Raw genomic sequence first — 25,107 nt, forward strand, 5'->3', positions numbered from 1 at the left:
CCAGTGGCTGCACACCTACAATCACCACCGCGGACACACCGCGCTGCAAGGCCAACCACCCGCCAGCCGCGTCCCCAACCTCACAGGGCAATACAGCTAGGGCTCACAGCTGGGTGGGCTGGCGCTGGGTCAGGTCGTAGGTCTTGGCGATGGCGTTCCACAGGCGGGCCGCCTCGGCCTTCTGCCTGCTGGCCGTGGTGCTCTCGGCGTTGCCCTGCTGTGCCGAGGCCGTGACCCTGGCCGTGCCCTTCTTGCAGGCCTTCTTCCTGTTGCCGGCGACCTCGTCGGCCCAGGCCGCGTAGTGGTTGTCGGCGGCCGCGGAGGCCTGCCAGGCCTTGGTGAGGGCGGTGGTCAGCGCGGCGTGGTCGGGGAGCTTGTCCACGGAGAGCCCGGACAGCTCGCTGACCAGACCGGTGCGCTGGCCGGCCGCGTCGCGCAGATCGGCGGCCGCCTGGGAGAGGTTGTCGCAGGCCCGCACATTGCCCACCGCGGCGATCACACTGGCCCGGCTGCTGCCGCTGTCCGCGAGCAGCTTGTCCAGGGCGGCCGCCTGCTGCTCGGCGGCGTCGGACGACGCCGATCCCTCGCTCGTGGCGGGCGCGGACGCGGCGACGGTCTTGTTGTCGCCGCTCTTGTCGTCCCCGCCGCCCCCGAGCAGCGCGCCCGCGCCGACACCGACGACCGCGAGGGCCACCCCGATCGCCGCGAACAGCGGGACCCGCGAGCCGGTACGGCCGCCGCCGGCGTGGTCGTCGTCACGCGCGGGCGGCGCGTAGGAGGGCTGGGGAGCACGCGCGGCGGGCTGCGCGTCGTATCCCTGCGGGTAGCCCTGGGGGCCGCCGCCGTAGCCGGCGGCCCCGGCCTCGGAGTAGCGCGGGAGCTGCTGGGTGGCCCCGGCCGGACCGTCGCCGCCGCGGAACAGGTTCTCGAACTCGGCGGGCGGCTGCCGATCCCCGCCGGGCGCCGGGAACCCCTGCGCCGGCACGGGCGGGATGTACTGCGTGGCCTCGGCGTCGGGGTGCCCGGCACCCGGCATCGGCCCCGGGTTCTGCTGTCCGCCCGTGCCCAGGAAGTGCGTCGACTCGGCCGGCGCCTCGGGCGGCAGCGCGCCCGGCCCGACCGGCGGGATGTACTGCGTCGCGCCCTCGGCCGAGACCGCGGGCCCGGGGCCGGCGGCGGGCACGGGCGGCAGGTACTGGGTGCGGCCGTCGTCGACCGGGGCCGCCGGGACCGGCGGTATGTACTGGGTGGCGCCCTCGTCGACGGCCGGCGGCAACGGCATACCGGACGCGCCCCCGCCGTACGACGGCTGCGGCGCCGGCGTGGGGGTGCCCTGGCCGTACGGCTGCGCCTGGGCGTCCTCGGGCGGGAGCGGACCCGCGCCCCACGCGTCGGGCTGCGGGGTGCCCCACTGCTGCTGGGGCTGCTGGTCCGCGGGCAGGGGCCAGCCCTGGTCCGGCTGCCGGCCCTGCGGCTGCTGGTCGGGGCCCCACGGCTGACCCCAGGTCTGCCCGCCGGCCGGGGCCTGCTGCCCGTACGGCTGAGCCCCGTACGGACCGTGCTGCTGCTCGGGCTGGTGAGCGCCGTACGGAGGAGGCTGCTGCCCCGGCTGCGGGTCGGACTGCTGGGCGCCGTACTGGCCCGGCTGCGGCGGGCTCGGCCGGGGGCCGCTCGTCGTCATGCCCGGCAGCAGGGGCTCGCCACCGTCCGAGGGCAGCACGATGCCTTCGTGCGCGGGCCGCGCCGAGGGCTCCTCGCCCTGTCCACTCTGCGTCACCGGGACTCCTACGAATGGGGGACTTTCGGAATCGTCGGCTCACGCTACCGGGTCCCCGAAGCCGCGTGCCACGCAGCTCAGGACGTGACCTCCCTCCCAGTGACGTCGGTAACAGATCCGGAGCGCCGCGCGCTGGGTTCGCCGCCCACCGCGTGGGTACGGCCCGTTTCCCGCCCGTTCACGCGGCGGCGCCCCGTCCGTTCACGCCGCGGCCTGCAGCTCCAGCCGCGCCCCGAACTCCCTGACCACCGGCTCCTCCCGGTACGGCTCCAGGCGCTGCTGGAGGTCCTCCAGATACTCCGCGCCCCGGTTGGAACGCAGGGTCTCGAGCAGTTCGACCGCCTTCAGGCCGGTGTGGCAGGCCTGCTCGATCTCACGTTGCTGGGCCTGCGCGGTGGCGAGCAGGACGTAACCGATCGCCCTGCGCCGCGCCCTGCTCTCCGGGTGCCCGTCCAGCGACTGCTGCGCACACCGTGCCGCCGCCTCGGCCTGGCCCAGGTCACGGTGGCAGTGCGCCAACTCGTCGGCCAGATAGGCCTCGTCGAAGTGCGCGATCCACACCGGATCGTCACCGGCGGTCGGATCGGCCGCCTCCAGCGCGTTCACCGCCCGCCCGGACGCCAGTTGCGCCGCCCGCGCGTCGCCCATCAGCGCGTGGCCGCGTGCCTCCGCCGCGAGGAACATCGCCTCCGCGCGCGGTGTCACCCGCCCGCGGGTGCCTTCCTGCGCCGCGCGCGCCAGCTGGGCGATCTCGCGCGGGTTCCCGAGCTGGGCGGCCAGGTGACTCATGGACGCGGCGAGGACGTAACCGCCGTACCCTCGGTCGCCCGCCGCCTGCGCGAGCCGCAGGGCCTGGATGTAGTAGCGCTGGGCCAGGCCCGGTTGACCGGTGTCGACCGCCATGTACCCGGCTAGCTCCGTCAACCGCGCGACGGCGGCGAAGAGTTCGCGGCCCACCGCCTCCCGGTAGGAGCCGGCCAGCAGCCCCGAGACCACGCTGTTGAGGTAGTGCACGACGACCGGGCGGACGTGCCCGCTGCCGTACTGGTGGTCCAGGTCGACCAGCGCCTGGGTCATCGCCTTCACGGCCGCCACGTCGGACAGCCCCACCCGCGGCCCCGCCGACCGCGCCACCTGGGCGTCGGCCGACGAGATCAGCCAGTCGCGGCTGGGCTCGACCAGCGCGGAGGCGGCGACGGACGAACCGGAGAGGAAGTCGCGCCGGCCCACGTCGCTGCGCCACAGCTCGCAGACCTGCTCGATGGCGCCCAGTACCGTCGGCGAGAACTGGAGCCCCACGCCCGATGCGAGGTTCTTGCCGTTGGCCATACCGATCTCGTCGATCGTGACCGTCCGGCCGAGCTTGCGGCCCAGGGCCTCGGCGATGATCGCCGGGGCGCGTCCGCGCGGCTGCTGTCCACGCAGCCAACGGGCCACGGACGTCTTGTCGTAGCGCAGGTCGAGACCGTGCTCGGCGCCGCACATGTTGACGCGGCGGGCGAGCCCGGCGTTCGAGCACCCCGCCTCCTGGATGAGCGCCTGCAGCCGTTCGTTCGGCTGCCGCGCGACGAGAGGCCTTGCGGCCATTGGCACTACCCCCTGTGGCTGCGGTCCCTGCCCACACACCGAAGTTGTTCCGTACCGAACCGAAGAATTCCGGCCGAGAAGATCAATGCCCCACGCGCATACCGAAAATGCGAGGCATGTGAGGATTGCCGAGTATTTCCGGGTTACCGACGGAAGCCCGCCCCGTTCGTGACTACCCGCTCCCGCGCCCGTTCCTGCCACGCGCCCCCGCCCGTGCTCCCATGCGCCCCGAACGCCCGAACGATGCTCCTCCCCCGCGCACAGTGGGCATGCGTAACCCCTGGTGACCGCTAGAGTTGTGCTCACCGTGGAAGAGACCATCGTCGGTGCCGACGCCACCCAAATCCCGAAGCAGCGCGGGGAATCGCTGCTCGAGACCGCTGTCCGCTACGCCGAGGAACGTCATTGGGACGTCTTCCCCGGCACCTGGCTGGACTCCGTCGGCGGTGTGCAGCGCTGCTCGTGCGGCGACACAGCGTGTGCGGCGCCGGGAGCGCATCCCTCGCGGCCCGACTGGGCGACGCAGGCGACGGGCAGTGCGACCGTCGCGCGCCGGATGTGGCAGAAGCAGCCGACCGCCTCGATCCTGCTGCCCACCGGGCGGACCTTCGACGCGATCTCCGTCCCGGAGACGGCCGGGTTCCTCGCGCTGGCCCGGATGGAGCGCATGGAGCTGCCCCTCGGGCCGGTGACGCTCACGCCGGACCGGCGGATGCAGTTCTTCGTCCTGACCGGGGCGTCGGCGAAGGTGCCCGACCTGGTGACCAGGCTGGGGTGGTCGCCGACGGCCCTCGATCTCGTGACCTTGGGGGAGGGCGACTTCGTCGCCGCGCCGCCGACCCGGTTCGGGTCCCGGGGTGCCGTGCAGTGGGCTTGCCGGCCCACCGCGGCGAACCGGTGGCTGCCCGACGCGGAGGAGTTGATCTCACCGCTCGCCTACGCGTGCGGTCGGGACAGGTGAAACCCTGGGCGCCTGCCCTCGCGCCGTAGGGTTTCCGTATGACCTCTGTACGCGTGCGCAACCTCTGGAAGCGGTTCGGGCAGCAGGTGGCCGTCGCCGGGATCGATCTCGATCTGCCTTCGGGGAAGTTCATCGGGCTCGTGGGGCCGAACGGGGCCGGGAAGACCACGACGCTGTCCATGGTGACGGGGTTGCTGCGGCCCGATCAGGGGTCCGTCGAGGTCGTCGGGCACGACGTGTGGCGGGATCCGGTCGGGGTGAAGGCGCGGATCGGGGTGCTGCCGGAGGGGCTGCGGCTGTTCGAACGGCTGTCGGGGCGGGAACTGCTGGGCTACAGCGGGCGGTTGCGCGGACTGCCCGGCGCCGAGGTCGACAAGCGTGCCACCCAGCTGCTCGACGTGCTCGATCTCGCCGGGGCGCAGCACAAACTCGTCGTCGACTACTCGACCGGCATGCGGAAGAAGATCGGGCTCGCCACCGCGCTCCTCCACAATCCCGAAGTCCTCTTCCTCGACGAGCCGTTCGAGGGCGTCGACCCCGTCTCAGCGCAGACCATCCGCGGCGTACTGGAGCGCTACACCGCCTCCGGCGCCACGGTGGTCTTCTCCTCCCACGTCATGGAGCTCGTCGAGTCGCTGTGCGACTGGGTGGCCGTGATGGCGGCGGGACGGATCCGGGCCCAGGGGACACTGGCGGAGGTGCGCGGGTCCGCGCCCTCGCTCCAGCGGGCGTTCCTCGAACTCGTCGGCGCCGAGGGGCGGGGCACCGGGGCCGATCTCGACTGGCTGGGCGGCGGGGCCGCCAGGTGACCCCGCTGACCTCCACGGTGGTGCGGCTGAAGCTGTCGCTGCTGCGGGGCGGGCTCCGGCAGTCCGGCGGACGGCGGGCAGCGTACGTCGTCTCCGCCGTGTTCGCGCTGCTGTTCGCCGCGCTGCAGCTCCTCGGGCTGATCGCGCTGCGGGGGCATGCGCACGCCGACTCCCTCGTGGTGTTGCTGGCGATGGTGCTGGGGCTTGGCTGGGCGGTGATGCCGCTGTTCTTTCCCGGCGGGGACGAGACGCTCGATCCGACCCGTCTGGTGATGCTGCCGCTGCGGCCCCGGCCGCTGGTGTGGGCGCTGCTGGCGGCCTCGCTGGTGGGGATCGGGCCGTTGTTCACCACGCTGCTGCTGGTGGGATCGGTGATCGCGGTGGCGCACGGGGCGGTCGCCTGGGTCGTCGGAGTGCTCGCCGTCGTCCTGGGCCTGCTGGTGTGCGTGGCGCTCGCGCGGGCCGTCGCCGCCGCCAACGTACGGCTGCTGACCAGCCGTCGGGGGCGTGATCTGGCGGTGCTGAGCGGGCTGGTCGTCGCGGTGGGTGTGCAGGTCGTCAACTTCGGGGCGCAGCGGCTGGGGAGCAGCGGGCTCGGGCAGCTGACTCCGGTGGCGGACGTGGTGCGCTGGCTGCCGCCCGCCTCCGCGGTGGGCGCGGTGGACTCGGCGAGCGAGGGGTCGTACGGCCTCGCGGCGGCTCAGCTGGCGGTCGGCGCGGTGGGGCTGGCGTTGCTGGTGGCCGTGTGGTCGCGGAGTCTGACGCGGCTGATGACCTCGCCGGACGGTTCGACGCTGCGGTCCTTCGAGGGCGGGGCACGGGAGCGGCGGAGCGCGGCGGGACTCGCGCGGCTGCTGCCGGGCGGGCGGACCGGCACCGTGATGGACCGCAGCCTGCGCTATGTCTGGCGCGATCCGAAGACCAAGGCGGCCTGGGTGACATCGCTGGCGATCGGGCTGATCGTGCCGGTGTTCAACGCGGTGCAGGGCACCGGTTCGATCTACTTCGCGTGCTTCGCCGCCGGGATGCTCGGCATCCAGATGTACAACCAGTTCGGGCAGGACACCTCGGCGTTCTGGCTGGTCGCGATGACGATCTCGTCGACCCGGGACGCCTACGTCGAACTGCGCGCGCGGGCGTTCGCGCTGCTGGTGATCACCCTGCCGTACGCGACGCTGGTGACCGTGGTGACGACCGCGTTGCTCGGGGACTGGCCGAAGCTGCCCGAGGTGCTGGGGCTGTCGCTGGCGCTGCTCGGCGCGATGCTGACGACCGGCGCCTGGACGTCGGCCCGCTTCCCCTACTCGATCCCGCAGGAGGGCCACAAGAACGTCGTCCCCGGCCAGACCGGGCTGGCCTGGATCTCGATCTTCGGCGGGATGGTGTCGGCGGCCCTGCTGTGCGCGCCGGTCATCGCGGTGACGATCTGGCTGAACGTCAGCGCGGAGGGCGCTGCGTGGACCTGGGTGCTGCTGCCCCTGGGCGCGCTGTACGGGACGGCGATCACGGCGGCGGGGCTGCGGCTCGCGGCCCCGCGGGTGGCGGCCCGGCTGCCGGAGATCCTCACGGCGGTCAGCAGGGGGTGAGGGACCCTTGGCAAGGGGCGGTCCCCATGGAGGGGTGCCCCTTACGGGGTGACGTCGCTCAGGGGGTCGTCAGTACGCCGTCGAGGAAGGGCTCGATGGCCGTGCGCCACGCCTCCGGCTGGTCGTAGTGGACGAGGTGGCCGGCGTCGGCCACCTCCGCGTACTCGCCGCGGGGCAGGACCCGGACCATCTCCTGGGCCTCCGCCCGGCCCAGCTCGCCGTCGAGGCCGCGGACGACCAGGGCGGGGCACCGGACCTGGGTGAGCTCCTCCCAGTGGGCGTCGTACACCCACGTCTCGCGGGACTTCAGCATCTGCTCGGGCTCGAAGACGGGGCGCCAGCCGTCGGACGACTCCTGCATCACCTCGGCGTAGAACTCGCCGCGGGAGGGGTTCGGGCGCTCCACCCAGGGGTCGTCCTCGCCGAACCACTTGCGGACGTCGGCCAGGGTGGCGAACGGGACGGGCCAGGACTTGAACCAGTCGGCCCATTCGCGCTGCGAGGCCGAGCCGAGCGCGGAGGCCCGCATGTCGCAGACGATCAGTCCGTGCACCAGGTCGGGGCGCTTCGCGGCGAGCTGCCAGGCGGTGAGCGCCCCCATGGCGTGGCCGATGAGGACGGCGGGGGCGAGGCCCAGCTGTTCGAGAGCGGCCTCCGCGTCCTCGATGTACGCCTCGCGCGTGTAGGCGGCCTCCGGGGGCTTCTCGCTCTGGCCATGGCCCCGCTGGTCGAGGGCGACCGCGCGATGCCGCTCGGAGAGCCAGCGGGCGGTGGACGCCCAGTGCGAGGCGCGGCCCATCAGCCCGTGCAGTAACAGGACGCCGGGGGTCCGCTCGGACTCCGCTTCCCCGTGGGATCCCTCGATCCCGTCCCGCGCTCCCCTGGACTGTGCCGGGATCCCCTTCGGCGGGTCGCCGAACTCCCAGGCCGCCAGGCGTACGCCGCCCGCTCCTGTCACGTCGATGCGTCGCGCCATGGATCCTGGCACCCCCCTAGCCGTCGTACCGCTGTGCTGCCGATGCCTTCGTGCTGTCTTCGGATCAGCCTTGGATCACTCCTGGGCCTCACATGAGGCCTCAGATCTCTCGTAGACCTCAGATCACTCGCAGGCTATCGAATGCTCTTTCGACAAATGCACTCTCCGCAAGCAACAACCCTCGTTCGAGTGACATCGCTCGAGGAATGATCGCCACTGTCGAGGGGAGATCTTCAGCGGGAGGCGGACCGCTCGGGGAAAACGGTCCGAGGGGAACGACCCTGAGAGCTCGGGGCTCCGGGTCGAAACAGGGGAGGACAGGCCCCGGTGCCACCCGGCACCGGGGCCCTTCACTCGTCCGCGGCACGTCATCCCCGCCCCCTCAGGTCATATGCCTCACGCGACAGCGTGGCACGGGAACGGTCCGCGCGCTGCCGTTCGACACAGGGAATCTGCGATTCGACCCCACCTGCGTGCGGTCACAACTGCCCCATGAGTCACAGGAGTTGAACAATGCTCAGCGTTTCAACAAACGCTTTCGGCGAGCGCTTCACAGGCTGCCGGGCGGGCCTCCCGGCAGCCTGTCGGGCGGGCACTCAGCGCTTGGCGACGAACACGTGGGACGCGATGTCCGACTCCAGCTCGGCCGCCTCGCCGCCGCTGCCGACCAGCACACCCCCCGCCGACTCCGTCACGCTCACCACCGAACCGGGCTGCACACCCGCCCGGCGCAGCGTGTACATCAACTGCGCGTCCGTCTGGATCGGCTCGCCGATACGGCGCACGACGACCGTCTTGCCCTCCAGACCCGGGTCGAGCTCGGCCAGCGAGACCATGCCCTCGTCCAGGAACGGGTCGGCGCCGTCCTTCTCGCCGAGCTCCTCCAGACCGGGGATCGGATTGCCGTACGGCGACTCGGTGGGGTGCCGCAGCAGCTCGAGAACACGGCGCTCGACCGCCTCGCTCATCACATGCTCCCAGCGGCACGCCTCCGCGTGGACCTGCTCCCACTCCAGGCCGATCACGTCGACGAGAAGACACTCGGCGAGCCGGTGCTTGCGCATCACGCGCGTCGCCAGCCGACGGCCCTCGTCCGTCAGCTCCAGATGCCGGTCGCTGGCCACGGAGACCAGGCCGTCGCGCTCCATGCGCGCCACCGTCTGGCTGACCGTCGGCCCGCTCTGGTCGAGCCGCTCGGCGATCCGGGCGCGCATGGGGACCACACCTTCCTCCTCCAGCTCGAGGATGGTGCGGAGATACATCTCCGTGGTGTCGATCAGTCCGGACATTCGTGCCCCTCGATGAGATCTGCCGAAGGCTCGACGGCTCTCCGGCTCGTGCGCTGGCCCTGACCCCAATTCTGCCGGATACCACTGACAAGCGTGCCGCGCCGTTGAAACGAGACGGTTACTTCCGGGAACGGCGGACTCCCGGGCACCCCCGCACGACCGGGCCCCGCGAGCCCGCAGGCCGTATTGACAGCGCACTGGTCCAGACCGCACCGTGATCCGCGACATGAACGCCCACACCGCGAACCGACATGGCAAAGGGGCCCCTCGGATGAGCGACCGCAAGCTCGCCGCCCAGTTCTTCGACGCCGCCATCGACCTCCTGCGACGGGTCCGCGACGAGGAGACCGAGGCCGTGGAGGCCGCCGGAACACTCCTCGCCGACACCGTGGCCGCCGGCGGACGCCTCTTCGCGTTCGGCGCCGGGCACTCCTCGCTCCCCGCCCAGGACGTCGTCTACCGCGCAGGCGGCCTCGCCCTGATGAACCTCCTGGCGGTACCCGGCGTCGTCGGCGTCGACGTCGTACCCGCCACCCTGGGCTCCGCCCTGGAGCGCGTGGACGGCCTCGCGGGCGCCGTCCTGGACACCTCACCCGCCCGCGCGGGCGACGCCCTCGTGATCATCTCGCTGTCCGGGCGCAACGCGCTGCCCGTCGAAATGGCCCTGGGCGCCCGCGCCCTCGGCCTCAAGGTCATCGGCGTGACCTCGGTCGCCTACGCCACCGGGACGAAGTCCCGGCACACCTCGGGGACCTTCCTGAAGGACCACTGCGACGTCGTCCTGGACTCGAAGATCGCCGTCGGCGACGCCGAACTCACCCTCGACACCGTCCCTGCGCCCTTCGCGCCCGCCTCCACGGTCGTCACCTCCGCCCTCCTCCAGGCCGTCATGGCGACCGCCGCCGGCTCCCTCGCCGACCGCGGCATCGAGCCCCCGCTCCTGCGCTCCGGCAACGTCGACGGCGGCCACGACTGGAACGAACGCGTGATGGACGAGTACGGCGACCGGATCTTCTACCGGCACTGAGCGCCCCGCCGGGGCCACGACGCGCCTCAGGAATCGTGATCGTGGCCCCGCGCCGCCAGGTCCGCCAGATCCAGCGCCGCCGCTATGCGGGCCGAGACGTCCTCGGCGTAGGTCGCGTCGGAACGCTCGAAAGCGGTACGGCCCGCGCCGCGCAGGAACGTCACGACGCCCAGCGTCCGGCCGCGGCTGCGCAGTACCGCGCACAGGGCGTGCACGGTGTCCTCCGGCCACTGACGCGCCCGCGCCCACTCCCGCGCCTCCTCGGCCGCCATGGTCCCCGCCCCGGCCCGCACCGAACCGGCCCGGGCCACGCACTGCAGCGCCGGATGTCCCTCGCCGTACCGCACAGGAAGCCCGGCGTGACCGGTGAGCTCGCTGGGGCCCGGCCCGCCGGACGGCGTGGCCGCCACCCGCACCAGCCGAGGCGGCCCGGCCGCCGGCTCCCCGTCACCCGGGACACCGCCCGCCACCCGGTCGATCACGGCGTGGTCGGCGAACCCCGCGAGCGCGAAGTCCAGATGGACGGTGGCCGCCTCCGCCGGGTCCTCGCACTCGGCGGCCGCACGCGCCGCCCGATGCAACTGGTTGCTGCGGAACCGCAGCAGCGACGCCTCCTGCTCGCCCTGCTTGGCCTCGGTGACGTCCTGGAACAGCCAGCCGACACCCAACGGCACCGGCTCCTCCGCGAGCGGCGACGCCAGCCGCAGGAAGCCACTGCGCCAGCAGCGCCGCTTCTCGCCCTCCGGGGTACGCACCCCGACCCACAGCTCGGCGGGCGCGGGCGGGGCGCCCTCCGCCAGCACGTGCGTCAACACGTTCTCCAGCTCCTCCGCGCCCCGGGTGAGCAGCTCGCCCAGCGGACGGCCCAGGACCGCCGTACGGCCCGCTCCGAGCGCCCGCGCGGCGTGCGCGTTGACCACCGCCGGGCGCAGATCCGCGTCGACGAGGACGACACCCCAGGAGGCGTCGTCGAAAAGCGCCTCGCTGAGCGCGATGGACCGCTCGAGATCGATCTGCGCGTGCACCTCGCTGAACGCGCAGTACAGCCCCGCGGGCTTGCCGTCGGGCCCGCGCACCGCGGCGGACTGCGTCCGCACCAGCACCCGGCCGCCGTCCTTCGTCAGCAGCGCGAACTCGTGGACCTGACGGCCCGAGGCGTGCATCGCCGACATCAGCCGGCTCTCCACCTCCTCGGCATCGGCCTCGCGCACCGCCCATCCGGCGAAACCCTGCCGTCCCACCGCCTCGGCCGCACTCCAGCCGAGGATGCGCTCGGCCTCGCGGTTCCAGTGGGTGACGACACCGTCGCCGTCGAAGGCGCACAGCGCCGCGTCCATGCCGTCGAGCAGCGCGGCAAGCAGATCCGCGCCGTCGGGGCCGCCGGGACCGTCCGGCTGCTCGGGCTCGTCCGGCCCCAGCTCGTCGGTGGTCCCACTACGCCGGGAAGCACTCACCTGGACCCCCTGCAGGTTCACTCACTGCCCTCATTCAACTCGAACGTGACGCAGCCCACATATGATTCCCGCAAGATTGCAGAGGAATCGTTGTGGGCCCGCGTCCGTCACGGAACCGGCATCAGCCGCAGGTCGACCCATTCCGCCGTCTCACCGTCGAGGACATACCGGTCGACCTCGACGAACCCCCGCGCCTGTGCGAACCGCAGCCCGTCCCCGTTCTCGGCCAGCACGCACGTCTCGACCGCCCGGGCACCGAGCACACGCGCGTGCTCGAGCGCATGCTCGTAGACCGCACCGCCGTACCCACGCCCCCGGTGCTCGGGCAGCACGCGCGCGATGACGGTGGCCGCCCCGTCCTCCCCCCGCGGCGGCCGCACGGTGGAACACCCCACCAGCACCTCACCGACGTAGGCGTTCTCCAGCAGATAACGCCCCGCGCGCTCCCGCACCTGGCCGAGAGACAGGGCGGCCGGCGGCACGATCACGTTGTGCACATGCCGCCACTGCTCCAGCGCGGCATCGCCCACGGCCCGCTCGACACGAAGATCACTCATAGCCCCACCGAACCGTGTCCCCCACACGCGCGTCAACGCGCCGGCCCAGTTCTCCCCGGATCCGGACGGACACGGCCACAGCCCGCGGCCCGAGGCGCCGTCCTCGGCATCTCGAAAAAACAGTTGATTGGCGCCGGAACGGTTCTTAGGGTGCTCAGTACACGTTGAAGGGAGGTGATCCGGTAAATGTATGAAACCCGGACTCGTGAGGTGGCTGCGGGCTAGCGGCCCGCCACCACACCCAGTGCGGTGCCGGACCAGCGTGCGCGAGACGCATGCAGCCGGCCAGTACAACGCAGTCACCCGACCCGCGAGTCGCCGGTAAGTCCGGCCGGCTCCTCCCCTGTGGAGGACCAGACTCGCGGGTCGCCTGCGTTTTCGTGCGGGCGTGCTCAGTGGGCGATGTCCTCGTAGCCCTCGATCTCCTGGGGGCCGCGGGTGCCGGGGCCGGTGTAGCGGGCCGAGGGACGGACCAGCCGGCCGGTGCGCTTCTGTTCCAGGATGTGGGCCGACCAGCCGGCGGTGCGGGCGCAGGTGAACATCGAGGTGAACATGTGCGCGGGGACCTCGGCGAAGTCGAGGACGATGGCCGCCCAGAACTCGACGTTCGTGGCGAGGACGCGGTCGGGGCGGCGGGCGTGCAGTTCGGCGAGGGCGGCCTTCTCGAGGGCCTCGGCGACCTCGAAGCGCGGAGCGCCCAGTTCCCGGGCGGTGCGGCGCAGGACGCGGGCGCGGGGATCCTCGGCGCGGTAGACGCGGTGGCCGAAGCCCATGAGGCGCTCGCCCCTGTCGAGGGCCTGCTTGACGTAGGCCTCGGCGTCGCCCGTGCGTTCGATCTCCTCGATCATGCCGAGGACGCGGGAGGGGGCGCCACCGTGCAGGGGGCCGGACATGGCGCCCACGGCGCCGGACAGCGCTGCCGCGACGTCGGCGCCCGTGGAGGCGATGACGCGGGCGGTGAAGGTGGAGGCGTTCATGCCGTGCTCGGCGGCGGACGTCCAGTAGGCGTCGACGGCCGCGACGTGCTTGGGGTCGGGTTCGCCGCGCCAGCGGATCATGAAGCGTTCGACGACGGACTGGGCCTTGTCGATCTCGCTCTGGGGGACCATGGGCCGGCCCTGGCCGCGCGCGGACTGGGCGACGTAGGAGAGGGCCATGACGGCGGCGCGGGCGAGGTCCTCTCGGGCCTGTTCGGCATCGATGTCGAGGAGGGGTTCGAGGCCCCAGACGGGGGCGAGCATGGCGAGCGCGGACTGTACGTCGACGCGGATGTCGCCGGAGTGGACGGGGATGGGGAAGGGCTCGGCGGGCGGCAGGCCGGGGTTGAAGGCGCCGTCGACGAGCAGGCCCCAGACGTTGCCGAACGACACGTGACCGACCAGGTCCTCGATGTCGACGCCCCGGTAGCGCAGGGCGCCGCCCTCCTTGTCCGGTTCGGCGATCTCCGTCTCGAACGCGACGACTCCTTCGAGCCCGGGTACGAAGTCGGACATCAGGCGGCTCCTCGTGATGTGTGCGACAGGACGGTACGGCGGACGGCGCCGGCGGATCCGCGGTCCTCGGAGAACTCGCGGTCGTGGGCGGTCACCCCGGTGATGCCCTGTGCGGTCGGCGGTCACCCAACCGGGATGGCATCTGCACCATATCCCCGAGTGCCACCTTTGGGGAGTGGTGCGGCACTCAGTGCCATCCTGGCTCGTCGAGGTGCTCCATGCGGCAGGATGACCCCGTGAACGAAGCAGACGCCGTCTACTCCGGTCCCGTCCCCGATCCCGCCGCCATGCGCAAGCAGTACCGGGCGGAGGGGCTCGCCGAGGCCGGTCTTGCCGCCACGCCCGTGGAACAGTTCGCGCGCTGGTTCAAGGAGGCGGCCATCGAGGCCCGTCTGTTCGAGCCGAACGCGATGATCGTCTCCACCGCGGACACGGAGGGCCGGCCCAGCTCGCGGACGGTGCTGCTGAAGCACTTCGACGAGCACGGCTTCGTGTTCTACACCAACTACGAGTCCCGCAAGGCGCGTGAGCTCGCCGGGAATCCGTATGTGTCGCTGCTCTTTCCGTGGCATCCGATGGCCCGGCAGGTCATCGTGCGGGGTGTGGCCCGGCGGACCGGGCGGGACGAGACCGCCGCGTACTTCCGGACCCGGCCGCACGGGTCGCAGCTCGGGGCGTGGGCCAGCGGGCAGTCGTCGGTGATCTCCGGCCGGGCCGATCTCGACGCCTCGTACGCCGAGCTCGCGGCGCGCTATCCGGAGGGCGAGCAGGTGCCGGTGCCGCCGCACTGGGGTGGTTTCCGGGTGGCGCCGGAGGCGGTGGAGTTCTGGCAGGGCCGGGAGAACCGGCTGCACGACCGGTTGCGGTACGTGGCGCGGGCGGACGGGAGCTGGCGGGTGGAACGGCTCAGCCCCTGAGTGGCCGCACGGTCAGAGTTTGCCCCAGAGGTACGCCGTTCGGTGGCCGTCGAGGAGGCCGGTCAGATGGGCCTTGAACTCCTCGGTGAGGTCGGGCCAGTTCCAGAACTTCAGGCCGAGGTGGCCGAAGGTGAAGGGCGCGTCGTCCCAGGTCCAGTCGGGCAGGGGGGTCGCGGCGGCGCAGGTGGGGCAGGAGAGCTCGGCCGTGCCGGTCTCGCTCCAGGCGGCGATGGCGGTGCTGACGCGTGCCCAGCCCTCGGTGTCCAGCGGGGTGCGGGTGGCGCAGCGTGGGCATGTGGCGTGTTCGGGGGCGCCCGCGCCGCTGGGGAAGACCCCGCGTCCGGTGAGCACGGCGAGTCCGTCGGTGGGCTTCAGGTCGTCGGCCGTGGCGTGGTGCCAGTTCGGGCCGGGCGGGTGGGCGCCCAGTAAGAAATCGGTGCGCTCGGCGAGGACGACGCCCTCGGCCACGAGCCCGTCGACGACCCGCTGTGCGAGCCGGGGTGCCTCGGCCTCGTTCACATCGAGGTCGACGATGACCTGGTAGCTGTCCCCCATCAGTGCCGCCTCTCTTCCGGTTCCGGTTTCCCGCCGAGACTTGCGTCGAGCAGCCCCGCCCATTGGGCCACCACCCGTTCGCGTCGCCCCGCATCGTCGGTGAGGAGGTTGGCGAGGCCGAGGCCACGGGCCATGTCTAGCATGCCCTGGACGGTTTCGCGGACGCCCTGGACGGATTCGTCGGCGCCGAGGAGTTCGACGGCTATGCGGTGGGTCTCGCGGCCGACGCGGGCTTCCAGTTCGGTGACGCGCGGGCGCAGTTGCTCCTCGTTGGAGGCGGCGACCCAGAGGTGGAGGGCGGCGCGGAAGAGGGGGCCGGTGTAGAGGTCGACGAGGGCGGCGACGATGGCCTGGCGCTCGGCGGCTCCTTCGGGGAACAGGGTGCGCAGTGCGGTGGAGCGTTCCTCGGCGACGTATTCGACGGCGGCGGTGAACAGGTCCTCGCGGGTGGGGAAGTGGTGTTGGGCGGCGCCGCGGGAGACGCCCGCGTGTTCCGCGACGACGGAGACGGTGGAGCCCGCCCAGCCGCGGTCGGCGAGGCAGGCCACCGCGGATTCGAGGAGGCGCTGCCGGGTGGCCCTGCTGCGGTCCTGTTTGGGAACGCGTTCGACGCGGTCGTCGCGGTCGTCGACCGTGGTCACACCACCCATGGGGGATCCCGTCGTTCGAGGAAGGCCGTCATGCCCTCGCGGGCCTGTGCGGAGGAGAACAGCCGGGCCGAGAGCGCGGTGAGGTCGGCCGCGTCCCGGTCGAATGTCTCCAGCACCCTAGCTGTGAGCAGCCGTTTCGTCTCTGCCAGGCCGTGTGGGGCGCTTTTGCGCAGTCCGTCGAGGACGGGTGCGAGGACGGCGTCCACGTCGTCGCCGGCCGCGGTCAGCAGGCCGGTCCGGACGGCTTCGGGGGCGTCGAAGCGCTCGCCGGTGAGGTAGTAGCGGGAGAGGGCGCGGGGGTCGGCGCGCGGGAGCAGAGGGAGGGAGATGACCGCGGGGGCCACGCCGATGCGGACCTCTGTGAAGGCGAAGGTGGAGGTGGTGGAGGCGGCGGCGATGTCGCAGGCGGCGAGCAGGCCGAGGCCGCCGGCGCGGACGTGTCCGGTGACGCGGGCGACGACGGGTTTGGGGAGTTCCACGAGTTGCCGGAGGAGGCCGACGAAGGCGTCGGGGGCGGGTGGGTCGCGCAGGTCGGCGCCCGCGCAGAAGGTGCCTCCGGTGTGGGTGAGGACGACTGCGCGGACGTCCGGGTCCTTGGCGCAGTCGGTGAGTGCGCCGGCGAGGGCGGCGACGAGCGCCGAGGAGAGGGCGTTGCGGGTGTCGGTGGAATCGAGGCTCAGGGTCTCGATGCCTCGGGTGCGGGTGCGGCCTACGGGTGCCGTCACGGTGTCTCCCTGAGTTGCCGGCGGAGGATCTTCCCGGAGGCCGCTCGCGGTACGGCGTCGATGAAGGTGACACGGCGGACGCGTTTGTAGGGTGCGACGCGTTCGGCGACGTACATCGCGACCTCGCCCTCGGCGAGGTCGGGGGCGGTGGGCCGGCGGACGACGAAGGCGTGCGGTACTTCGTTGCCCTCGTCGTTGAGGGCGCCGATGACGGCGGCGTCCGCGATGCCGGGGTGGGTGAGCAGGAGTGCCTCGAGTTCGGCGGGGGCGACCTGGAAGCCCTTGTATTTGATGAGTTCCTTGACGCGGTCGACGACGAACAGCCAGCCCTCCTCGTCGACGCGTCCGATGTCGCCGGTGTGCAGCCAGCCTTCGGTGTCGATCAGGGCGGCGGTGGCGTCGGGGCGGCCCAGGTAGCCCTTCATGATCTGGGGGCCGCGGATGAGGATCTCGCCTTCGTGTCCGGGCCCGAGGTCCTTGCCGGGGTCGTCGAGGGAGACGATCCGCATCTCGGTGCCGGCGATGAGCCTGCCGACGGTCCCGGCGGGGGCGTCGCGCATGGCGGCGAGGGGGACGACGTGGGTGCCCGGGGAGAGTTCCGTCATGCCGTAGGCCTGGCCGAGGGGCGGGAGGCCGAGACGGTCGGCGCAGGCCGCGGCGAGGTCGGCGTCCAGGGGTGCGGCGGCGCTGATGACGTACTCGAGGCTCGACAGGTCGTACTGGACGACGGCGGGGTGCTTGGCGAGGGCGAGGACGATCGGCGGGGCGACGTACAGGGCGGTGATGCGGTGGGTCTGGATGGCCGCGAGGAACGTCTCCAGGTCGAAGCGGGGCAGGACGACGACGGTGGCGCCCTGGCGCAGGGGCGCGTTCATCAGGGCGGTGAGGCCGTAGATGTGGAAGAAGGGCAGGACGGCGAGGATGCGGTCGCCGGGGGCGGAGGAGATCGCGGGGGCGAGCTGGGCGAGGTTGGTGGCGATCTGCCGGTGGGTGAGCATGACGCCCTTGGGGGTGCCTGTGGTGCCGGAGGAGTACGGCAGTGCGGCGACGTCCTCGGTGGGGTCGATGTGCACCCGGGGCTCGGGGGCGGCCGAGGCGAGCATGTCGATCAGTGAACGGTGGCCGGGCGCGCTGTCGCAGACGAAGATCTCCTCGACGCCGCCGACGAGTTCGGCGGCCCGGCGGGCGGTCTGCAGAAAGGGTGAGACGGTGACGATCCAGCGGGCCTTCGCGTCGCCGAGCTGCTTGGCGAACTCCTCGGCGGTGGCGAGCGGGTGCACGGTGGTGACGGAGGCGCCCGCGCGGGTGGCCGCGTAGAAGGCGATCGGGAAGGCGACGGTGTTGGGGCTGTGCAGGGCCAGCACGTCACCCTTGCGAACGCCGGCCTCGGCGAGGGCGGCGGCGACCCGCCGGTGGAAACGGTCGAGCTGTTCGTAGGTGAGGGTCGTGCCGTCCGTGCCGTCGATCAGTGCGGGGGTGTCGCCGTATTCGGCGGCCCGGCCCAGCACCGCGTCGTGGATGGGGAGTTCTACCGGCGGGACGTCTGCGTACTCGCTGCGGAACATGGTTCCTCCAAGGCGGCGGCCTAGTACGACTTGGGCAGGCCCAGGGTCTGGTGGGAGACGTAGTTGAGAATCATCTCCCGGCTCACCGGGGCGATACGAGCCACACGGGACGCCGTTATCAGCCGGGCGAGGCCGAACTCGCGCGTGAGGCCGTTGCCGCCGAGGGTGTGCACGGCCTGGTCGACGGCCTTCACACAGGCCTCCCCCGCCGCGTACTTCGCCATGTTGGCGGCCTCGCCCGCGCCGGTGTCGTCCCCCGCGTCGTACAGGTGGGCCGCCTTCTGCATCATCAGGCGGGCCAGTTCGAGGTCGATGTGCGCCTGGGCGAGGGGGTGTGCGATGGCCTGGTGGGCGCCGATCGGGGTGTTCCAGACGGTGCGGTCGCGGGCGTACTCGACGGCCCGGGACAGGGCGTGACGCCCCATTCCGATCGCGAACGCGGCGGTCATGATGCGCTCGGGGTTCAGACCGGCGAACAGTTGCAGCAGGCCCGCGTCCTCCTCGCCGACGAGGGCTTCGGCCGGCAGCCGCACGTCGTCCAGGAACAGTTCGAACTGCTTCTCCGCGCCGTGCAGTTCCATGTCGATGCGGCGGCGGGAGAAGCCGGGGGCGTCGCGCGGGACGATGAACAGGCAGGGTTTGAGACGGCCGGTCCGGGAGTCCTCGGTGCGCCCGACGACGAGGGTCGCGTCGGCCATGTCGACGCCCGAGATGAAGACCTTGCGGCCGGTGAGCAGCCAGTCCGTGCCGTCTTTCCGTGCTGTCGTCGTGATGCGGTGGCTGTTGGAGCCGGCGTCGGGTTCGGTGATGCCGAAGGCCATGAGGCGGGTGCCGTCGGCCAGGGCGGGGAGCCACTCCTGTTTCTGGGCGTCCGTGCCGAAGCGGGCGATCACCGTGCCGCAGATGGCCGGGGAGACGATCATCATGAGGAGGGGGTTGCCCGCGGCGCCGAGTTCCTCGAGGACGAGGGAGAGTTCGGTGATGCCGCCGCCGCCTCCGCCGTACGCCTCCGGCAGGTTGACGCCGATGTAGCCGAGCTTGGCCGCGGCCTGCCAGAGGCCTTCGGCGTGCGGGTGGCTTCGAGCGAAGGATGAGACCGCCTTGCGGAGTGCCTTGTGCTCGTCGGATTCGATGAGGGTCGTCACTGTGGCTCCTTTGGCTTCGGGTTGTATGTGGCTGGTCGAGCTCAGGTGGCGGAGCCGCACATCGATGCGGCCCCGTGCCCCTGGGGCCCAAGGGCCCTAGGACTCCTGCACTACCGCCAGCAGAGTGCCGACCTGCACCTGCCGGCCCGTCGTCACCTGCAATGCCGTCACCGTCCCCGTCACCGGAGCCGAAATGACGTGTTGCATCTTCATCGCTTCGAGCCACATCAGCGGTTCTCCCGCCTGGACACTCGATCCGGTGATGAGACCGTCCGCGAGCTTGACGACCGTTCCCGGCATGGGGGCCAGCAGGGAGCCGGCGGCGTGCCGGGTCTCGGGGGCCGGGAAGCGGGGCAGGGCGGTGAGGGTGGTGGTGCCGACGTGGACGCGGTCGCCGTAGCGGGCGATCTCGAAGCGGCGCCGTACGCCGTCGATCTCCAGGACGACCAGGGCGGGGTCGGCGTGGACGACCTGGACGCCGTCGGCCGTGAGGCCCTCGCGTCCGTGCCGGTAGCCGACCTCGATCTCCTCGCCTCCCATGGCGTACCGCTTCGTCTGCGGCTGGGACGGCAGGTTGCGCCAGCCGCCGAAGCGGGAGCCGGTGCGCGCTTCGGCGAGTGCGGCGGCCAGGGGGGCGTGCGGGTCGTGCGCCGGGGTGGTCAGCTCCCCGAGGTTCCTGTCGTAGAAGCCGGTGTCCATGCGGGCGGCGGTGAACTCCTCGTGCCGCAGCGAGCGGACCAGGAGGTCGCGGTTGGTGACCGGGCCGTGCAGGACGGTGCGTTCGAGGGCGCCGGCGAGCTTGCGGACGGCCTCCGCGCGCGTGGGGGCGTGCGCGACGACCTTGGCGAGCATGGGGTCGTAGTGGACGCCGATGCCGTCGCCGTCGCCGTAGCCCGTGTCCAGGCGGACGCCTGCGGGGGTGGACAGGCGGTGCAGGGTGCCGGTCTGCGGGGTCCAGCCGGTCGCCGGGTCCTCGGCGTAGAGGCGGGCCTCGATCGCGTGGCCGCGCGCGGGTGGCGGCTCGGGGGCCAGGGCGGCGCCCTCGGCGACGCGGATCTGTTCGGCCACCAGGTCGAGGCCGAAGACGGCCTCCGTGACGGGGTGTTCGACCTGGAGGCGGGTGTTCATCTCCAGGAAGTGCGCGCGGCCGTCGGCGACCAGGAACTCGACGGTGCCCGCGCCGGCGTAGGAGACGGCGCGCGCGGCGCGTACGGCCAGCCGCCGCAGTTGCTCCTCCAGTGGCGCGGACAGACCGGGCGCCGGGGCCTCCTCGATGACCTTCTGGTGGCGGCGCTGGAGGGAGCAGTCGCGGGTGCCCAGCGTCCATACCGTGCCGTGGGTGTCGGCGAGGATCTGGACCTCGACGTGGCGGCCGTTCTCCAGGTAGGGCTCGACGAAGACCTCGCCGTCGCCGAAGGCGCTCGCGGCCTCGGCGCGGGCGCCCTCCAGGGCGGCGTCCAGGTCCGTCAGGCGGCGTACGACGCGCATGCCCCGCCCGCCGCCGCCCGCCGCCGCCTTCACCAGCACCGGGAGGTCCGACTCGCCGACCTCTCCCATCGGCACCAGCCCCATCAGCGTCTTCGCGCGGGTCTTGGACGCCATGGCCTCGATCGCCTCGGGCGGCGGCCCGATCCAGACGAGCCCGGCGTCGAGGACGGCCCGCGCGAAGTCGGCGTTCTCGGAGAGGAAGCCGTAGCCGGGGTGCACGGCGTCCGCGCCCGCGTCGACGGCGGCCTTCACCACCAGGTCGCCGCGGAGATAGGTGTCCGCGGGGGTCGCGCCCGGGAGCCGTACGGCGGTGTCGGCCACGCGCGTGTGGAGGGCGTTCTCGTCGGCGTCCGAGTGCACGGCGACCGTCCGGATGCCCAACTCACCGCAGGTGCGGAAGATACGGCAGGCGATCTCGCCGCGGTTCGCCACCAGAATCGAATTGATCATGACCCTCACATCCGGAAGACGCCGAAGCCACCGCGCGCGCCCTCGTACGGCGCCGTGTGGATGGCGGACAGGCACAGGCCGAGGACGGTGCGGGTGTCGCGCGGGTCGATGACGCCGTCGTCGTACAGCCGCCCGGACAGGAACATCGGCAGGGACTCGGACTCGATCTGCGCCTCGACCATGGCCCGCAGGCCGGCGTCCGCTTCCTCGTCGTAGGGCTGCCCCTTGGCGAGGGCGGACTGCCGGGCGACGATCGACAGGACGCCGGCGAGCTGCTGGGGGCCCATCACGGCCGACTTGGCGCTGGGCCAGGCGAACAGGAAGCGGGGGTCGTAGGCGCGCCCGCACATGCCGTAGTGGCCGGCGCCGTAGGAGGCGCCCATCAGGACGGACAGGTGCGGCACGCGGCTGTTGCTCACCGCGTTGATCATCATCGCGCCGTGTTTGATGATGCCGCCCTGCTCGTACTCCTTGCCGACCATGTACCCGGTGGTGTTGTGCAGGAAGAGCAGCGGGATGTCGCGCTGGTTGGCGAGCTGGATGAACTGGGCGGCCTTCTGGGACTCCGCGCTGAAGAGCACTCCTTGGGCGTTGGCCAGGATGCCGACGGGATAGCCGTGCAGGGACGCCCAGCCGGTGGCCAGGCTGCTGCCGTAGAGGGGCTTGAACTCGTCGAAGTCGGAGCCGTCGACGATCCGGGCGATCACCTCGCGCGGGTCGAAGGGGATCTTGAGGTCGCCCGGGACGATGCCGAGCAGTTCGTCGGGGTCGTACTTGGGCGGCTCGGCCGGGCCCGGGTCGTCGTACGCCTTGCGGTGGTTGAGCCGGGCCACCACCCGCCGGGCCTGGCGCAGGGCGTCGCGCTCGTCGACGGCGAAGTGGTCGGCGAGCCCCGACACGCGCGCGTGCATCTCGGCGCCGCCGAGCGACTCGTCGTCGCTCTCCTCCCCGGTGGCCATCTTGACCAGGGGCGGCCCGCCGAGGAACACCTTGGCCCGCTCCTTGACCATGATCACGTGGTCGGACATGCCGGGGATGTAGGCGCCGCCGGCCGTCGAGTTGCCGAAGACCACGGCGACGGTCGGGATGCCGGCGGCGGACAGCCGGGTCAGGTCGCGGAAGACGGCCCCGCCCGGGATGAAGATCTCCTTCTGGGACGGCAGGTCGGCGCCGCCCGACTCGACGAGGCTGATCAGGGGCAGCCGGTTGGCGAGGGCGATGTCGTTCGCCCGCAGGGCCTTCTTCAGGGACCACGGGTTGCTGGCGCCGCCGCGCACGGTCGGGTCGTTGGCCGTGATCAGGCACTCGACGCCTTCGACGACCCCGATACCGGTGACCAGCGACGCGCCGACCGTGTACTCGCTGCCCCAGGCGGCCAGCGGCGACAGTTCCAGGAAGGGCGTGTCCGGGTCGAGGAGGAGTTCGATGCGCTCGCGGGCGAGGAGCTTGCCGCGCGCGCGGTGCCGGGCGACGTACTTCTCGCCGCCCCCGGCGAGTGCCTTGGCGTGTTCGGCGGTCAGCTCGTCCAGTTTGGCGAGCATGGCCTCGCGGTGCGCGCGGTGGTCGGTGCCGTGGGGGTCGAGCGCCGACGACAGGACGGTCACAGCAGTGCCTCCGGGATGTCCAGGTGACGGGAGCGCAGCCATTCGCCGAGGGCCTTGGCCTGCGGGTCGAAGCGGGCCTGCGAGGCGACGCCGGCGCCGAGGACGCCCTCGACGACGAAGTTCAGGGCGCGCAGGCCGGGCAGCACGTGCCGGGTGACGGGCAGCTCGCGGCTCTCCGGGAGCAGTTCGCGGAAGCGGTCGACGGTCAGCGTGTGGGCGAGCCACCGCCAAGCCTCCGGGGTCCGCACCCACACCCCGACGTTGGCGTCCCCGCCCTTGTCCCCGCTTCGGGCGCCGGCCACGAGCCCCAGCGGCGCCCGCCGTGCGGGGCCGTCCGGCAGCGGCTCGGGGAGCGCGGGCGGCGGCACGTCGTCGAGTGCGAGGGTGTCGGCGGCCGGGGGGACGGGGATCCGGCGGCCGTCGTCGAGGACGGCCGCGTGCCCGACCTCGTCCTGTGGGACGTACGCGGCTTCGAAGACGCCGTACGGGGAGCCCTTGCCGGGTGGGGCGAGGACATGGAAGCCGGGGTAGCTGGCCAGCGCCAGTTCCACCGCGGCGCCGCTCAACGCCCGCCCGACGACGGCCTGTTCGGGGTCGCGGACGACGAGCCGGAGCAGTGCGCTCGCGGTCTCCTCGGTGTCGGCGTCGGGTCGGTCGGTCCGCACCAGCTCCCAACGCGCCTCTCGTGGGGGTGACTTGGCGAGGGCGTCGGCCATCTGCTCGCGCACGAGTGCCGCTTTGGCCTCGATGTCGAGCCCGGTGAGGACGAACACGACTTCGTTGCGATGGCCGCCGAGGCGGCTGCGGCCGACCTTGAGGGTGGGCGGCGGGGCCTCCCCCCGGACCCCGGTGATCCGCACCCGGTCGGGACCGTCCTGGGCGAGGCGGACGGTGTCCAGCCGGGCGGTGACGTCGGGGCCGGCGTACCGGGCGCCTCCCGTCTCGTACAGCAGCTGCGCGGTGACCGTGCCGACGTCGACGAAGCCGCCGGTGCCGGGGTGTTTGGTGATCACACTGCTGCCGTCCTCGTGGAGTTCGGCGAGCGGGAAGCCGGGGCGGCGCACGTCCCCCGCCCGGAAGAAGGCGTAGTTGCCGCCGGTGGCCTGCGCGCCGCACTCCAGGACGTGTCCGGCGACGACGGCCCCCGCGAGCCGGTCGTGGTCCGTCGGCGCCCAGCCGAAGTGGGCGGCGGCGGGGCCGGTGACCAGTGCCGCGTCGGTCACCCGGCCGGTGACGACGACGTCGGCGCCCTCCCGCAGACAGGCGGCGATCCCGAACCCGCCGAGGTAGGCGTGCGCGGTGAGGCTGCCGGGGAAGCGCGCGGTGAGGTCGTCGCCCTCGACGTGCGCGACGCGCACCGGGATGCCGAGCCGGTCCGCCGCCCTCCGTACGGCGTCGGCGAGTCCGGCCGGATTCAGGCCGCCGGCGTTGGTGACGATCCGGACGCCCCGGTCGTGGGCGAGTCCGAGACACTCCTCCAGCTGCCCGAGGAAGGTGCGGGCGTATCCGGCGGACGGGTCCTTCAGCCGGTCCCGGCCGAGGATCAGCATGGTGAGTTCGGCAAGGTAGTCGCCGGTGAGGACGTCGAGTTCGCCGCCGGTGAGCATCTCGCGCATCGCGTCGGAGCGGTCGCCGTAGAAGCCGGAGGCGTTGCCTATCCGCAGGGCGGTCACGGGCCGTCCCCCTTCGGCGGGCGTCCCGCTCCGGGCGGCCCGGCGAAGGCCTGCGCGAGGTCGAGCCAGCGGTCGGCGTCCGCTCCCACGGCGTCCAGGGCGAGGTCGGCGCGATGGGCGCGCCGGGTGACGAGGCGGCAGAAGTCGAGGGCGGGGCCGGTGACCCGGTCGTCGGCGTCCTCGGGGCCGTACGTCCACAGCTCGCCGGAGGGGCTGGTGAGTTCCACGCGGAACTCCTCGAACGGCGGGGGCTGTCCGTTCAGGCCGAAGGCGTAGTCGCGGGTGCGGACGCCGAGGCGGACGATGTGCCGCAGCCGGTCGGTGGGGGCCGGGGTGACGCCGAGGGCCTCGGCCACGTCCAGTCCGTGGGCCCAGGTCTCCATGAGGCGGGCGGTGGCCATGGACGCGGTCGACATGGGCGGGCCGTACCAGGGGAAACGCGCTCCGGCGGGCGCCGCGCGCAGCGCCTCCTCCAGGGCCTCGCGCCCGGCCCGCCAGTCCGCGAGCAGTTCCGCGGGCGGCTTCCCGGCGCCTTCCTCCGCGCCGTTGTCCACGTAGTCCCCGGGCTCGGCCAGCGCCTCTTCCAGTTGGCGGGCGAACGCGGCCTGGTCGGTCACGGCCAGCAGGGAGGAGTGGTCGGTCCAGGCGAGGTGCGCGATCTGGTGGGCGAGGGTCCAGCCGGGCGCGGGAGTCGGGAGCGTCCACTGCTCCCTGCTCAACTCCGCTACGAGCAGGTCCAGTTCTTCGCTCTCGGCGTGCAGGTCGTCGAGCACGGGGGTCGGGTCGGCCATGGGGTGGAGCATGGCAGGGGGAGCAGGA

General features: G+C 72.5%; 21 protein-coding genes. 5 read left to right on the forward strand and 16 right to left on the reverse strand.

The window, feature by feature from the left end:
• Positions 1 to 103: 103 nt before the first annotated feature.
• Both ABT057_RS28980 and ABT057_RS28985 read right to left on the reverse strand, forming a co-directional pair.
• Positions 104 to 1,777, reverse strand: a complete 1,674-nt coding sequence (locus ABT057_RS28980) for a hypothetical protein (protein ID WP_352346557.1) — start codon at positions 1,775 to 1,777, stop codon at positions 104 to 106.
• A 201-nt stretch (positions 1,778 to 1,978) separates the two neighbouring features.
• Entirely contained in the window at positions 1,979 to 3,364 is a 1,386-nt protein-coding gene (locus tag ABT057_RS28985; protein WP_352346558.1) for an NsdA family TPR-like regulatory protein, read from the reverse strand.
• Positions 3,365 to 3,662: 298 nt separating this feature from the next.
• Here ABT057_RS28985 and ABT057_RS28990 point away from each other — a divergent pair, with 298 nt between their 5' ends.
• From ABT057_RS28990 to ABT057_RS29000, 3 genes are read left to right on the forward strand one after another with little or no spacing between them, the layout of a single operon-like run.
• Positions 3,663 to 4,325 (forward strand): bifunctional DNA primase/polymerase, encoded by a 663-nt coding sequence (locus ABT057_RS28990; protein ID WP_352346675.1) that lies wholly within the window; start codon positions 3,663 to 3,665, stop codon positions 4,323 to 4,325.
• Between the two features lie 38 nt (positions 4,326 to 4,363).
• Positions 4,364 to 5,134 (forward strand): ABC transporter ATP-binding protein, encoded by a 771-nt coding sequence (locus tag ABT057_RS28995; protein WP_352346559.1) that lies wholly within the window; start codon positions 4,364 to 4,366, stop codon positions 5,132 to 5,134.
• Positions 5,131 to 6,720, forward strand: a complete 1,590-nt coding sequence (locus ABT057_RS29000; protein WP_352346560.1) for a transporter — start codon at positions 5,131 to 5,133, stop codon at positions 6,718 to 6,720. Before ABT057_RS28995 ends, ABT057_RS29000 begins: the two co-directional genes overlap by 4 nt.
• A gap of 58 nt (positions 6,721 to 6,778) precedes the next feature.
• On the opposite strand, the gene ABT057_RS29005 is transcribed toward ABT057_RS29000, so the two are convergent.
• Both ABT057_RS29005 and ABT057_RS29010 read right to left on the reverse strand, forming a co-directional pair.
• Positions 6,779 to 7,696, reverse strand: a complete 918-nt coding sequence (locus tag ABT057_RS29005; RefSeq protein WP_352346561.1) for an alpha/beta fold hydrolase — start codon at positions 7,694 to 7,696, stop codon at positions 6,779 to 6,781.
• A 596-nt stretch (positions 7,697 to 8,292) separates the two neighbouring features.
• On the reverse strand, positions 8,293 to 8,985 hold the full coding sequence (locus tag ABT057_RS29010; protein ID WP_352346562.1) for an iron-dependent transcriptional repressor DtxR: 693 nt from the start codon (positions 8,983 to 8,985) through the stop codon (positions 8,293 to 8,295).
• A 271-nt stretch (positions 8,986 to 9,256) separates the two neighbouring features.
• Between ABT057_RS29010 and ABT057_RS29015 the strand changes: the two genes are divergently transcribed.
• Positions 9,257 to 10,012, forward strand: coding sequence for an SIS domain-containing protein (locus ABT057_RS29015; RefSeq protein ID WP_352346563.1), 756 nt, complete (start codon positions 9,257 to 9,259; stop codon positions 10,010 to 10,012).
• A 26-nt stretch (positions 10,013 to 10,038) separates the two neighbouring features.
• On the opposite strand, the gene ABT057_RS29020 is transcribed toward ABT057_RS29015, so the two are convergent.
• The 3 genes from ABT057_RS29020 to ABT057_RS29030 form a co-directional block, all read right to left on the reverse strand.
• The gene (locus ABT057_RS29020) at positions 10,039 to 11,481 is read right to left on the reverse strand and encodes a PAS domain-containing protein (RefSeq protein WP_502973981.1); all 1,443 of its coding nucleotides are present in this window, start codon (positions 11,479 to 11,481) and stop codon (positions 10,039 to 10,041) included.
• Between the two features lie 92 nt (positions 11,482 to 11,573).
• Positions 11,574 to 12,023 carry a GNAT family N-acetyltransferase gene (locus tag ABT057_RS29025; RefSeq protein ID WP_352346564.1) on the reverse strand — a complete coding sequence of 150 codons (450 nt, stop codon included), beginning with the start codon at positions 12,021 to 12,023 and terminating at the stop codon, positions 11,574 to 11,576.
• Between the two features lie 392 nt (positions 12,024 to 12,415).
• Positions 12,416 to 13,516, reverse strand: a complete 1,101-nt coding sequence (locus ABT057_RS29030; RefSeq protein ID WP_352346565.1) for a citrate synthase 2 — start codon at positions 13,514 to 13,516, stop codon at positions 12,416 to 12,418.
• 218 nt (positions 13,517 to 13,734) lie between these two features.
• Here ABT057_RS29030 and pdxH point away from each other — a divergent pair, with 218 nt between their 5' ends.
• A complete protein-coding gene (pdxH, locus tag ABT057_RS29035; protein ID WP_352346566.1) occupies positions 13,735 to 14,433 on the forward strand; it encodes a pyridoxamine 5'-phosphate oxidase in 699 nt (232 codons plus the stop codon).
• 12 nt (positions 14,434 to 14,445) lie between these two features.
• Here pdxH and ABT057_RS29040 read toward each other — a convergent pair whose 3' ends face one another.
• The 9 genes from ABT057_RS29040 to ABT057_RS29080 form a co-directional block, all read right to left on the reverse strand.
• A complete protein-coding gene (locus ABT057_RS29040; RefSeq protein ID WP_352346567.1) occupies positions 14,446 to 14,988 on the reverse strand; it encodes a hypothetical protein in 543 nt (180 codons plus the stop codon).
• A complete protein-coding gene (locus ABT057_RS29045) occupies positions 14,988 to 15,638 on the reverse strand; it encodes a TetR/AcrR family transcriptional regulator (protein ID WP_352346568.1) in 651 nt (216 codons plus the stop codon). Before ABT057_RS29045 ends, ABT057_RS29040 begins: the two co-directional genes overlap by 1 nt.
• Positions 15,626 to 16,363 carry an enoyl-CoA hydratase family protein gene (locus tag ABT057_RS29050; RefSeq protein ID WP_352346569.1) on the reverse strand — a complete coding sequence of 246 codons (738 nt, stop codon included), beginning with the start codon at positions 16,361 to 16,363 and terminating at the stop codon, positions 15,626 to 15,628. Before ABT057_RS29050 ends, ABT057_RS29045 begins: the two co-directional genes overlap by 13 nt.
• The gene (locus ABT057_RS29055) at positions 16,360 to 17,928 is read right to left on the reverse strand and encodes a 4-coumarate--CoA ligase family protein (RefSeq protein ID WP_352346570.1); all 1,569 of its coding nucleotides are present in this window, start codon (positions 17,926 to 17,928) and stop codon (positions 16,360 to 16,362) included. The genes ABT057_RS29050 and ABT057_RS29055 overlap by 4 nt, the downstream gene beginning before the upstream one ends.
• A 20-nt stretch (positions 17,929 to 17,948) precedes the next feature.
• Positions 17,949 to 19,073, reverse strand: a complete 1,125-nt coding sequence (locus ABT057_RS29060; protein WP_352346571.1) for an acyl-CoA dehydrogenase family protein — start codon at positions 19,071 to 19,073, stop codon at positions 17,949 to 17,951.
• 96 nt (positions 19,074 to 19,169) lie between these two features.
• Positions 19,170 to 21,011, reverse strand: coding sequence for an ATP-binding protein (locus ABT057_RS29065; RefSeq protein ID WP_352346572.1), 1,842 nt, complete (start codon positions 21,009 to 21,011; stop codon positions 19,170 to 19,172).
• A gap of 5 nt (positions 21,012 to 21,016) precedes the next feature.
• Positions 21,017 to 22,615, reverse strand: a complete 1,599-nt coding sequence (locus ABT057_RS29070; RefSeq protein WP_352346573.1) for an acyl-CoA carboxylase subunit beta — start codon at positions 22,613 to 22,615, stop codon at positions 21,017 to 21,019.
• Complete coding sequence (locus tag ABT057_RS29075) at positions 22,612 to 24,288, reverse strand: acyclic terpene utilization AtuA family protein (RefSeq protein WP_352346574.1); 1,677 nt, start codon at positions 24,286 to 24,288, stop codon at positions 22,612 to 22,614. The genes ABT057_RS29070 and ABT057_RS29075 overlap by 4 nt, the downstream gene beginning before the upstream one ends.
• Positions 24,285 to 25,079: a TIGR03084 family metal-binding protein gene (locus tag ABT057_RS29080; protein WP_352346575.1), complete on the reverse strand. Its 795-nt coding sequence runs from the start codon at positions 25,077 to 25,079 to the stop codon at positions 24,285 to 24,287. Before ABT057_RS29080 ends, ABT057_RS29075 begins: the two co-directional genes overlap by 4 nt.
• Positions 25,080 to 25,107 lie beyond the last annotated feature (28 nt).

Source organism: Streptomyces sp. NPDC002588 (assembly GCF_040295925.1).
Classification (GTDB): domain Bacteria; phylum Actinomycetota; class Actinomycetes; order Streptomycetales; family Streptomycetaceae; genus Streptomyces.